We start from the raw sequence: 11,973 nt of genomic DNA on the forward strand, positions 1-11,973 counted from the left end.
CAGACATTGTAACAAAGCAGTGCTCTCACTGACAGGGATAAACAAGGCCTTACACCAGAAAACAAAAAAGGGAGGCGTCCTGATGACGACTCCCTTCTGATGTTCTGACTTAACCGGGAATAACCCCGAATTCAATTAGAACTTGTGACGGATACCAACGTTGATCAGCTTATCTGTCTGACCACCAGCAGCCATAGTGTATTTAGTAGGGCCAGCGTTGTTATCGACAGTTGTGCGGGAGAACGATGTATAAATGTCTGTACGTTTGGACAAATCGTATGTGTAACCGATAGCGAATTGCTTGGCATCTGCGTTATCAACTGCTTTGTTTTTAGATTGTGTGTAGTCAGCTACAAATGCACCTGGACCAAACGGTACTGTTGCACCGATCATCCAAACGCGATCGTCGTTAGTGCCGCCTTTGATTGTTTCGTATGCAGCGTGAGCTTTTACAACTGTGAAGTCATAAGTGCCACCAACGAATGTTTTCTTACCAGCATTCGCATCATTACCAGCTGCATCGTTCAGTTTTTCGTAAGCGATTGCTGCGTACACTGGGCCTTCAGAGTAAACACCGGAAACGCCAACTTTACGGTTGCCAGAATTATTACCAGCAACTTCACCGAAACCGTATTGCAGAGAACCTACAAAGCCACCCAGACTATTTGTAGAGTATGTGATTGCATTGTCAGTACGTGTCGATGTTTTGAACAAACGGTTAATATCACCTGCCAGACCGATATGGAATGGATCAACGTTATCGCCGATATCGTAAGTTACAGATTTTTGTTTACCCAGATTTACAGAACCGAAATCACCGGACAAACCAACATAAGCTTGACGACCGAAAGCCAGACCGTTTTGATCAGACGCGCCAGTATCAGTTTTCAAACCCATTTCCAAAACGAAGTTTGCTTTCAGACCGCTACCCAGATCTTCAACGCCTTTGAAACCCAGACGTGAACCGTTTTGGATACCGCTATCCAAAGATGTTTTTGCGCCAGCGCCGTTGTCGTCACGAACGAGACCCATGTCAACGATACCGTAGATCGTTACGGAAGATTGCGCGAAAGCTGCACCGGAGAATGCACCCATCAGAGCGAGTGCGAGGAATGATTTTTTCATTGTCTAGTATCCAAAAATGAATGTTAAATTTTTGCTGCACCACAAACAAAACGCGGCAAAAAACTGAATTGCAGGTCAATTTACAGCCTTGAACCAAGAATTGATTCAATGACAAATGTCACGATACCTGCGAAAAATGACATTTTGATGAAATCAGACTACTTAATAAACAAGGACTTACAGAGCGTTGCAATTTAAAGACATTGCTAATTTTGAAAAATTTAATCAGGTATTTAACAAAGCCAGCGATGTCCAGGCTCGCATTATAGGCATTTTTTACCTTTGCTGCACAGCACCAGTAAGATGAGGGATATCACTTATTTTTCAAGAGATATAAAAAAAACATATTATCCTACGGTTTCCCATGCATTTTGCTTCTGTGCCGTTTTCGACCGCCAGTAGGCACGGCCGCTGTACCAGAGCACTGCCGCTATCAGTGCACAAATCAGCTGGCCGAGAGCTAGCGCGAGCACAGAATGATCCAAAGCAGGTGCTGCAACGCCGGCAATTACCGCCCCCAGCAAAGTCAGCAACGCAGACTGACAGGACGCAACGATTCCTCTGATTGTAGGAAATAAGTCCAGAACCAGCAAGGTCGCTCCCGGTGCAACCAGCGACATCCCGAACGTGTAAAAAAACAACGGCATGACCGACCACAGCAATACAGGGGCTGATAGAACATGAAATGCCACGTTAAATACCGAGGCACCGATCAGGAACAGAAAACCGATACTGACCTGCTTCCATACCGAGAGTTTGCCAGCCAGTCTGTTTGCTGCAAGAGCACCTAAAAAAATACCGGCGACAGACGGAACGAATTGCCAGCCAAACTGATCGGCCGATAGTTTCAGATGCTGAGTAATAAAGACGGGAGCAGCGGAAACATATAAAAACATACCGGCAAAATTAAATGCAACGGTGCCCGCTTTTAGATGGAATATAGGAGACTTAAATACTTTTAGATAACTAAGCCAGAGAAATTCCATGCTGAATTCCTGCCGTTTATCTTTCGGCAACGATTCGGGCAAGAGCTTAAAGCAAGCAAACCAAAGCAAAATCGTGTACAAAAAAAGCAATAAAAAAATTGCCCGCCAGCTCATAAAACCAATGATCCAGCCGCCAAGTATGGGCGCGATGGCAGGTGCAATGGAAAAAATCATCGTCACCATCGACAACAAACGTTCCGCCGGTGCCCCCGCATATAAATCGCGTATCATCGCTCGTCCGACCACCATCCCCGCACCTGCAGACACGCCTTGCAGGATACGGAATCCCCACAGGTAATGAATGCTGTGCACCGACGCACAACCAAAACTGGCGACGGCAAAAATCGCTAAGGCGACCAGAATGACATTGCGTCGCCCGAACGCGTCCGACAGCGCACCATGCCACAAAGTCATAAACGCAAACGACAACATATAAGCAGTCAGTGTCTGCTGGACTTCCAGCGAGGTGGCGGACAGGCTGCTCTGTATATGAGGGAAAGCAGGTAAATAAGTATCAATGGAAAATGGTCCCAGCATCGCCAGCGCAGCTAATAAAGTGGCAAGTCCGGCATTACTGAGCTGTCGGCGGGAGTGCATTTGTTGATCAATCATTCAAAAAAACAGATAAAAGCTGTTACAAAAAAAAGCAGAAAGGCGAAAATATTTCGCCTTTCTGTTGCTCATGCGATACAGTAAAGAGTTAAATTCCACCCATGCACAGGTATTTCATCTCCAGATATTCATCCATCCCGTATTTGGAACCTTCGCGTCCCAGCCCGGATTGTTTGACACCGCCGAACGGTGCAACCTCATTGGAAATTAAGCCAGTATTAATCCCCACCATGCCATATTCCAGTTTTTCGGCAACGCGCCAGACGCGGCCGATATCACGCGAATAGAAATACGATGCCAGTCCGAAGTCGGTGTTATTTGCAGCGGCAATGACTTCTTCTTCCGATGTGAATTTCACAACGGCGGCAACCGGTCCGAAGGTTTCCTCGTTCATCACCAGCATGGATGCTGTGACATCAGCCAGAACGGTCGGTTCATAGAATAATTCTCCTGCACTGTGCGGTTTGCCGCCGGTCAGCAAACGGGCGCCCTGCGCAACCGCGTCAGCAACATGTTCTTCTACTTTCGCCACCGCTTGCGCGTCGATCATGGGTCCCTGATTCACTCCGGTCTCAAAACCGTCGCCCACTCTGATTTTTTTTGCTCCAGCCGCTAATTTACTGACGAATTCATCATAGACCGATGCATGTGCATAAAAACGGTTGGTACAAACGCAGGTCTGACCTGAATTGCGGAACTTGGATAACAAGGCGCCTTCGACAGCAGCATCAATGTCAGCATCATCGAAAACAATAAATGGCGCGTGACCGCCCAGCTCCAGCGCCAGCTTCTTGACCGTTGGCGCTGATTGCCGCATCAGAATACGGCCTACCGGCGTCGAACCGGTAAACGATAAATGACGAACAACCGGGCTATCGCATAAAACTTTACCGACAGTAATAGATTGCTCCGCATCGGCAGTAATAATATTAATGATCCCTGCAGGAATTCCCGCGCGGTGTGCCAGTTCGGCAATTGCCAGTGCCGATAACGGCGTCTGCTCTGCAGGTTTAATTACGATCGAACAGCCCGCAGCCACAGCCGGAGCGACCTTACGGGTAATCATCGCAATCGGGAAATTCCAGGGCGTGATTGCGGCACACACACCTATCGGTTGCCGCAACACGACCATACGCTTATCGCTCCAGGTTGAGGCCATCACATCACCGGCAACACGTTTTGCTTCTTCGGCAAACCATTCGACAAAACTGGCTCCGTAGGCGACTTCGCCCTTTGCCTCGGCAAGCGGCTTCCCCTGCTCCGCGGTCATGATCGCCGCCAGATCGTCGGCATGACTAATGATCAGATCAAACCAGCGACGCATAATATTGGCACGCTCTTTACCCGTTCTCGCCGCCCACAGCGGGAAAGCAGCTTGCGCGGCAGCAATAGCGGCAAGCGCATCAGATTCGGCTAAATTAGGTACAGTCGCCAGCACAGTATTGTTTGATGGATTAAACACATCAAACCTGTTCTGTGCCTGCACCCAGGTGCCATTGATATACGCCGCGTCACGCAACAACGACGCGTCTTTTAATCCTAATGCTTTTGCAGTTTGTTCTGATGACATCACTCCGTCTCCATTCTGTTTTTGACTGATTAATGAACCGCACATACCGGACTTACGCCATACCACACACAACAAGATGATCGCTTGTTGACAGGCAGATCTGTCAGTTCTGACAAACACGCCTCGCGTTGAATTGCCGCAAGTGCGCAAATAAAAAGAAAGCCTAAAGCAAAACAGCCAGGTCTGCTTGACCCGGCTGTTTTATTCAGATGAATTATTTTGATTTCATCTCTGCTCTTTTGGTTTGGCTTCCTCGCGTCGGTTGAAACCGGCAACCATATCAAAGCGGAATAAGCGACATTCCAGCGCACCGTTAAAGAAAGGCGTTTTACGTGATTCTTTTAAACGCAGCATCTTGGGTACAGTCAGATCGGCGGTAAACAAAAAGACGCTCCAGCCGGCAAAACGTTGTTTCAAAGTGGTGCTGAAGGCGCTGAAAAACTCTTTTGCCAGCTCATCGCTTTCCAGCGAGCTGTCACCGCGCACGCCGATACGTTCACCATACGGCGGATTGGTCAGCAATATGCCTGGCTGCGTCGTCGGTGCTTTGATTTCCTGCGCTTCAATCTGTTTCAGCGGCACTTCAAAACGGATACCTGCCTTATTCAGATTATTGCGCGTCATGACGACCATATCGCCGGAAATATCGCTGCCGAAAATTGTCGGTTCAGCAGGCAAAGGATTTGGTTTCGCGGCGGCTTTAATAGCAGCCCACGCATCCGCATCAAACTGATGAAATTTTTCAAAACCGAATTCGCGTTTTAATCCCGGCGGAATCCCTGCCAGAATTTGTGCTGCCTCAATCAATATCGTGCCGGAACCGCACATAGGGTCAAACAAAGGCACCCCCGGTTTCCAGCCCGCAGTACGCAACAAACCTGCGGCCAGATTTTCGCGCAAAGGTGCGTCACCGGTTTCCATACGCCAGCCGCGCTTGAACAAAGGTTCGCCGGAAGTATCGAGATAAATCGTGAAATTATGCGCATCGAGAAAACCGACGATACGCATATCCGGTGTTTTCGTATCAACCGAAGGACGTTGCGTGAACTGATCACGGAAACGATCGCAAATCGCATCTTTGATTTTCAGCGTGACAAATTCCAGACTTTTGACTGGTGACTTCACTGCCGTGACATCGACGCGTATCGTGTGGTGATAACCGAACCAGTCTTCCCACGCCTGCGCTAACACCAGATCGTAAATATCGTTTTCATTCGAGTAACTCGCATGCGCCATACGCATCAGCACGCGTGAGGCGATACGGGAATGCAAATTGATGCGCCAGCCGTCTTGCAGACTGCCGGAACAATGGACGCCGCCCGGCACTTGATTGTGGACTGCCATGGTTTTATCCATCGCAGCAATTTCGTTCAACTCTTCAGCGAGAGCGATTTCCATGCCGCGCGGGCATGGACAAAAATAAGAATGACGTGTCATGGGGAACCTTTTATCCGTTGTAATTCAAAAAATACAGGGTGAGCATGGCTCACCCCTCACTGCACTTACACGCAGCCGCTGTACATCAGCAACGTGCACTGTTTTCGGTCACCAATCAGAAAGGCTTGACGACAACTAATATCACGACGATCAGCAACAAAATCACCGGTACTTCGTTAAACCAGCGGAACCAGACGTGGCTGCGCTTATTCTGGCCTTTTTCAAATTTTTTCAGCAAACTGCCGCAGGTATGGTGATAACCGATCAGCAAAATCACACACAATAATTTCGCATGCATCCAGCCATTGCCGGGGCCTTTACCGATGCCGTAACCCAGCCACAAATACAAGCCCAGCAATATCGCTGGCACCATCAGCATCGTGGAAAAGCGATACAGCTTACGTGCCATCAGCAACAAACGTCCGGTACTGGTGGCATCGGTTTCCATCGCCAGATTCACCAGTATGCGCGGAAGATAAAACAAACCGGCAAACCAGGAGGTGACAAACAGAATGTGCAGCGCTTTAATCCAGAGCATAATTGACTTTCAAAATTTCAAAGTGGCATACAAAAATTTACTGGCGAACTTCGCCGTGACCAAACACGACGTATTTTAACGACGTTAAACCTTCCAGGCCGACCGGGCCACGCGCATGCAATTTGTCATTCGAAATACCGATTTCCGCACCCAGCCCGTATTCAAAACCATCCGCAAAACGGGTGGATGCATTCACCATCACCGAAGCCGAATCCACTTCACGTAAGAAGCGTAGCGCTCGGCTGTAATCTTCGGTGATGATCGCTTCGGTATGCTTCGAAGAATAATCATTGATGTGCGTCATCGCCGCATCGATATCCGCCACCACTTTGACTGCCAGCACTGGTGCCAGATATTCTGTGCTCCAGTCTTCTTCGGTGGCTTGCGCAAGATAAGGATAGTCAGCCAGAATCACCGCTGCTGCTGGGTCGCAACGCAATTCGACTTGTTTGGCCTCATACAGTTTTGCCAGTGGCGGCAAGACCTGCGCGGCAATTCCTTCAGCGACCAGTAAAGTTTCCATGGTGTTGCAAGTGCCGTAACGATGGCATTTGGCGTTGAATGCAACGTCCAGCGCTTTTTGCAGATCGGCTTTATCGTCGATGTACACATGGCAGATACCGTCGAGATGCTTGATCATCGGCACGGTTGCTTCCTGCATCAGTCGCGCGATCAGACCTTTGCCACCGCGCGGCACGATTACATCAACATACTGCGGCATGGTGATCAGTTCACCGACCGCAGCACGGTCGGTGGTTTCCACGATCTGCACCGCGTCGGCCGGCAAGCCAGCGCCAGCCAGACCTTCTTTGACCAGTTTTGCCAATGCCTGATTGCAGTGAATCGCTTCCGAGCCGCCGCGCAGTATCGTCGCATTGCCGCTCTTGATGCACAGACCTGCCGCATCAACGGTCACATTCGGGCGCGCTTCGTAAATGATGCCGATCACACCGAGCGGCACACGCATCTGCCCGACCTGAATGCCGGTCGGACGATACTTCATATTCGAAATTTCACCGATAGGGTCGGCCAGACTGACGATCTGCTCCAGACCTTCGGCCATCGTTGCAATCGCTTTATCTGACAACGTCAGGCGATCTAGCATCGCGGCTTCCATGCCTGATGCTTTGGCGGCGGCGAGATCGAGTTCATTCGCGGCGCGTAATGCTGCTGCGTCGCGCCGGATCGCGGCAGCAATCAGACTCAAGGCGCGGTTTTTCGCCGCCGTATCGGCCTTCGCCATCGCCCGCGATGCCGCACGGGCGCGGGCGCCAAGGTCGTTCATGTAGTGTTTAATGTCCGTCATGTCATTTTGGGAGCTTTATATACTCCCCCTAGTATTTTTTTAAAGCCCTTTATTTACAAGGACATTAGGCGTTTTTTTAAGGATACTCCCCTAATTTCGGGGATTTTTGGCATTTCCGGCAGTGCTGCGGCGGCAGTTCAGGCGGCGCTTGCGACTTTTAATCCCAACTGCAGCAGCGCATCCCAGGCGTCACCGGCGAATGCTTTGGCACGTAAACCTTTGACCATCTTATCGACTTGCGAGGCTTCTTGCAGCGCTGTTTGCAAGGTCTGCAAACTGACTCTGCGTAATGCCGGGTCCATGAGTTTTTCTCTGGGTCCCCAAATTCTGTACTCTTTCAGCAGGGCGGATAATGGCCGCCCTTGTTGCATGCCGGATTTCAGTTTCAGCAAAGTGCGGATTTCTTCCGCCATCGCCCACAACACCAGTGGCAATGCTTCGCCCTCGCCTTTGAGTCCGTTCAGCATCCGCGATAAGCGGGCGACGTCACCCGCCAACATCGCTTCATTGAGTTTGAACACATCATAACGGGCGACATTCAGCACCGCGTCGTGGATTTGTTCAAAGCTCAGCTTGCCGGCCGGATGCAGCAAAGCGAGTTTCTGTATTTCCTGATGCGCAGCAAGCAGATTGCCTTCGACGCGATCGGCGATGAAATCCAGACTTTGCCGGTCCGCGCTTTGTTGCTGCAAAGCGAGACGCTGACTGATCCAGTTCGGCAACTGATTTCGCTCCACCAGTGGAATATCGATATACACCGCCGCTTGTTGCAGACTGCTGACCCAGGCCGCTTTTTGCGTTGCCCAATCGAGCTTAGGCAAGGTAATCAGCGTCAGATTATCCGGCGATAAATGCGCGACATAATCCTGCAGCGCCTGTCCGCCGTCCTTGCCGGGCTTACCGGTCGGAATCCGCAGATCGATCAGTTTTTTATCGCCAAACAGCGACTGCGACTGATTCGCGGCCAGCAGCGCGCCCCATTTAAAACTGCGCTCGACCGTTAAAATTTCACGCTCATAAAAGCCCTGCGCTTTGGCCGCACGACGGACTTTGTCCGCAGCTTCGAGCGCGAGTAAATGCTCGTCGCTGGTAATCACATACAGTGGTGCCAGCGTTTTTGCCAGATGGCCATCAAGGGCATCAAAGCGCAATTGCATTTATTGATCCATCTTCACGACCGACAGGCGGCGCATAATCTGCTGCACCAGATCGCTTTGCATATCGCGATAGAGCAAAGCTTCTTCGGATTCTTTCGCCAACACCTGCGCTTCATTAAACGTGATCGTGCGCTTCAGTTGCACCGTCACTGGTTCCAGATATTCTTTACCAACCGCATTACGCAAACGGAAACGGAAGTTATACAGCAGATTGTATTCACGTACCCTGCCCTGACTGTTCAAGGACAGAATCTGCTTTTCGCGGGTTTCGCTCAGCACATCGAGTATCACTTCCGCGTCTTTCGCGTCAGCGGTGATTTGCGTCTGTCCGTTCGCGCGTATCTGACGTTTTAACTCGCCCCCCAGCGACGATGCTTCCGGCAATCCTATGTAAATGCTTTTGAAAGGAAAGCTGACCGGTCCGCGCAAGGCAAAACCGCATGCAGACAAGCTCATCAGCATGACGACTGCGAGCAGCCATGTCAGTTGACGTGAAAAAACAGAACGCATGCGGATCACTCCTGTAACAAAAATTAAGCGACGATGTTGACCAGTTTACCCGGTACAACAATGATTTTCTTTGGCGCACCTTCGATGAAACGCTGCACGCTTTCACTGGCCAGCGCGGTCGCTTCTATCGTGGCTTTATCTGCATCTTTACTGACCTTGATGCTGCCGCGCAGTTTGCCGTTCACCTGCACCATCAGTTCGATTTCATCCTGCACCAGTGCTGCTTCATCGACTTGCGGCCATGGTGCATCGATCAGCTCGCCGAGTTCGGCTGCGAAACCGAGTTCCTGCCACAACGCATGCGTGATGTGTGGGCAGACCGGATACAGGCCACGCAGCAGTACGCTGAACGCTTCTCGCAATGCGGCTGCCGAGCCTTCGGCATCCGATTTGAAAGACTCTATCGTATTGAGCAATTTCATCGCACCGGATACCACGGTGTTGTATTGCAGACGATCGTAATCGGCATCGATCTGTTTCAGGGTCAGATGTACTTCACGGCGCAATACTTTGACATCCGCGGCATAGCTGGCTGGTGCAACAGCGCCGGCAGCAATCGTTTCTGACAATTTCAGTGCCGATGCCCACAGGCGACGCAGGTAACGCGAGGCACCCTCAACACCGCTACTGCTCCATGCCGCACTTTGATCCGGTGGGCCAGCAAACATCGTGAACAGACGCGCCGTATCTGCGCCAAACTGGGTGATGATGTCTTTCGGTTCGACCACGTTGTTTTTGGATTTCGACATTTTTTCTATGCCGCCCATTTGCACTGGCTGACCGTCAGATTTCAGGCTCGCCGATACCGGACGGCCTTTGTCATCGTGCTGAACTTCGATTTCATTCGGATAGAACCAGGTTTTCTTGCCGCTCTCGTCTTCGCGGTAGAACGATTCATTCAGCAACATGCCTTGCGTGAACAGATTTTTGAATGGCTCATCGATTTTCACCAAACCAAGGTCGCGCATGGCTTTGGTCCAGAAACGGGCGTACAGCAAATGCAAGACCGCATGCTCGACGCCGCCGATATACTGATCCATCGCCATCCAGTAGTCGTTGCGTTCATCGACCATCGTCTTCGCATCCGGGCAGGTATAGCGCATGAAATACCAGCTGGAATCAACGAAGGTATCCATCGTGTCAGTTTCGCGCTGCGCTGGCTTACCGCATTTCGGACAAGGCACATTCAAAAATTCTGCATGCGTTTTCAGCGGATTACCGGAACCGTCAGGAATACATTCGGTTGGCAATACCACAGGCAAATCTTCGTAAGGTACAGGCACATCACCACAGCATTCGCAGTGAATGATAGGAATCGGCGTGCCCCAGTAGCGTTGACGCGAAATACCCCAGTCACGCAGACGCCAGGTGGTTTTTTTCTCGCCGACGCCTTTGGCAGCGAGATCAGCGGCGACAGCGTCCACCGCTGCCTTATAGTTCAGACCATCGTATTTGCCGGAATTAACGGTCACACATTTCTGTTTGTCACCATACCAGTCAGCCCATGCTTCAGTGGTAAAGCTTTCACCTTCAACAGTCACCACTTGTTTGATCGCAATACCGTATTTTTTGGCAAAAGCAAAATCACGTTCGTCATGCGCAGGTACGCCCATCACAGCGCCGTCACCGTAAGTCATCAGCACATAATTACCGACCCAGACTTCGACCTGTTCACCGGTCAGCGGATGCGTGACGAATAAGCCTGTTGGCAGACCTTCTTTTTCCTTGGTCGCCATTTCAGCTTCGGAAGTACCGCCGGCTTTACATTCTTCGATAAACGCTGCCAGTTTCGCATTATTTTTTGCAGCGACAGTCGCCAGCGGATGTTCCGCCGCCACGGCGCAGAACGTCACGCCCATGATGGTGTCAGGACGAGTCGTGAAGACATACATTTTGCCGTCTTGTACCAATGCGCCGGTGTCGTCTTTGATCTCGTGACTGAATGCAAAGCGCACGCCTTCGCTCTTGCCTATCCAGTTGCGCTGCATAGTGCGCACTTGTTCCGGCCAGCCATCAAGCGTATCAATACTGCTCAGCAATTCCTCGGCGTATTGGGTGATACCAAAGTAGTAACCGGGAATTTCACGCTTTTCCACCAAAGCGCCAGAGCGCCAGCCGCGACCATCAATCACCTGCTCATTCGCCAGCACGGTCTGATCAATCGGGTCCCAATTCACGACCTGCGTTTTTTTATAAGCAATGCCTTTTTCCAGCATCTTCAGAAACAGCCACTGGTTCCAGCGGTAGTAATCCGGATCGCAGGTCGCCACTTCACGCGACCAGTCGAACGCCAGACCCAGCGGTTCCATCTGCGACTTCATGTCTTCGATATTCGCGTAAGTCCATTCTGCAGGTGATTTTTTATACGCAATCGCCGCATTTTCAGCTGGCAGACCAAATGCATCCCAGCCCATAGGCATCAACACGTTGTACCCCTTCATACGCAGCTGGCGGGCCAGCATATCGTTGATGGTGTAATTACGCACATGGCCCATGTGCAGCTTACCGGAAGGGTAAGGCAGCATAGAGCAGGCGTAATATTTACCTTTAGGGAAACGTGGATTATTTTCTACGGCTTTATAGGCGTCGATTTTTTTCCAATGGGATTGCGCCGATTGCTCGACGTCGGAGGGCGTGTATTTTTCTTGCATGACGTGACCAGAAGTAGATGCGGGAATGACTCAGAACCTTAGATTATAACTGGTTCAGGGATGATATTGAGCAATGCTTGC

The 11,973-nt window shown here is 50.6% G+C and carries 9 protein-coding genes; all 9 read right to left on the minus strand.

The genetic code is table 11. The features are described from left to right. Nucleotides 1-135: 135 nt before the first annotated feature. A complete protein-coding gene (locus tag ACPAOP_RS04200; protein WP_423709439.1) occupies nucleotides 136-1,125 on the minus strand; it encodes a porin in 990 nt (329 codons plus the stop codon). A 347-nt stretch (nucleotides 1,126-1,472) separates the two neighbouring features. Further along, on the minus strand, nucleotides 1,473-2,708 hold the full coding sequence (locus tag ACPAOP_RS04205) for a multidrug effflux MFS transporter (RefSeq protein ID WP_423709440.1): 1,236 nt from the start codon (nucleotides 2,706-2,708) through the stop codon (nucleotides 1,473-1,475). A gap of 103 nt (nucleotides 2,709-2,811) precedes the next feature. After that, nucleotides 2,812-4,293: an NAD-dependent succinate-semialdehyde dehydrogenase gene (locus ACPAOP_RS04210; RefSeq protein ID WP_423709441.1), complete on the minus strand. Its 1,482-nt coding sequence runs from the start codon at nucleotides 4,291-4,293 to the stop codon at nucleotides 2,812-2,814. Between the two features lie 225 nt (nucleotides 4,294-4,518). Beyond that, nucleotides 4,519-5,730, minus strand: a complete 1,212-nt coding sequence (locus ACPAOP_RS04215; RefSeq protein ID WP_423709442.1) for a THUMP domain-containing class I SAM-dependent RNA methyltransferase — start codon at nucleotides 5,728-5,730, stop codon at nucleotides 4,519-4,521. A 115-nt stretch (nucleotides 5,731-5,845) separates the two neighbouring features. Beyond that, complete coding sequence (locus ACPAOP_RS04220; protein ID WP_423709443.1) at nucleotides 5,846-6,268, minus strand: CopD family protein; 423 nt, start codon at nucleotides 6,266-6,268, stop codon at nucleotides 5,846-5,848. A gap of 37 nt (nucleotides 6,269-6,305) precedes the next feature. Further along, the gene (locus tag ACPAOP_RS04225; RefSeq protein ID WP_423709444.1) at nucleotides 6,306-7,574 is read right to left on the minus strand and encodes a glutamate-5-semialdehyde dehydrogenase; all 1,269 of its coding nucleotides are present in this window, start codon (nucleotides 7,572-7,574) and stop codon (nucleotides 6,306-6,308) included. Between the two features lie 137 nt (nucleotides 7,575-7,711). Continuing rightward, the gene (gene holA / locus ACPAOP_RS04230; RefSeq protein WP_423681374.1) at nucleotides 7,712-8,731 is read right to left on the minus strand and encodes a DNA polymerase III subunit delta; all 1,020 of its coding nucleotides are present in this window, start codon (nucleotides 8,729-8,731) and stop codon (nucleotides 7,712-7,714) included. After that, entirely contained in the window at nucleotides 8,732-9,241 is a 510-nt protein-coding gene (gene lptE / locus ACPAOP_RS04235; RefSeq protein WP_423681375.1) for an LPS assembly lipoprotein LptE, read from the minus strand. Nucleotides 9,242-9,264: 23 nt separating this feature from the next. Further along, nucleotides 9,265-11,892, minus strand: coding sequence for a leucine--tRNA ligase (leuS, locus tag ACPAOP_RS04240; RefSeq protein WP_423709445.1), 2,628 nt, complete (start codon nucleotides 11,890-11,892; stop codon nucleotides 9,265-9,267). Between the last annotated feature and the right edge of the window lie 81 nt (nucleotides 11,893-11,973).

Source organism: Undibacterium sp. WLX3042 (assembly GCF_049544825.1).
GTDB lineage: Bacteria > Pseudomonadota > Gammaproteobacteria > Burkholderiales > Burkholderiaceae_D > Undibacterium.

Excerpts from the sequence above, each read along its gene's own strand:
- ACPAOP_RS04200 (WP_423709439.1), bottom strand. The coding sequence starts at position 1,125 with ATGAAAAAATCATTCCTCGCACTCGCTCTGATGGGTGCATTCTCCGGT.
- ACPAOP_RS04205 (WP_423709440.1), bottom strand. The coding sequence starts at position 2,708 with ATGCACTCCCGCCGACAGCTCAGTAATGCCGGACTTGCCACTTTATTA.
- ACPAOP_RS04210 (WP_423709441.1), bottom strand. The coding sequence starts at position 4,293 with ATGTCATCAGAACAAACTGCAAAAGCATTAGGATTAAAAGACGCGTCG.
- ACPAOP_RS04215 (WP_423709442.1), bottom strand. The coding sequence starts at position 5,730 with ATGACACGTCATTCTTATTTTTGTCCATGCCCGCGCGGCATGGAAATC.
- ACPAOP_RS04220 (WP_423709443.1), bottom strand. The coding sequence starts at position 6,268 with ATGCTCTGGATTAAAGCGCTGCACATTCTGTTTGTCACCTCCTGGTTT.
- ACPAOP_RS04225 (WP_423709444.1), bottom strand. The coding sequence starts at position 7,574 with ATGACGGACATTAAACACTACATGAACGACCTTGGCGCCCGCGCCCGT.
- holA (WP_423681374.1), bottom strand. The coding sequence starts at position 8,731 with ATGCAATTGCGCTTTGATGCCCTTGATGGCCATCTGGCAAAAACGCTG.
- lptE (WP_423681375.1), bottom strand. The coding sequence starts at position 9,241 with ATGCGTTCTGTTTTTTCACGTCAACTGACATGGCTGCTCGCAGTCGTC.
- leuS (WP_423709445.1), bottom strand. The coding sequence starts at position 11,892 with ATGCAAGAAAAATACACGCCCTCCGACGTCGAGCAATCGGCGCAATCC.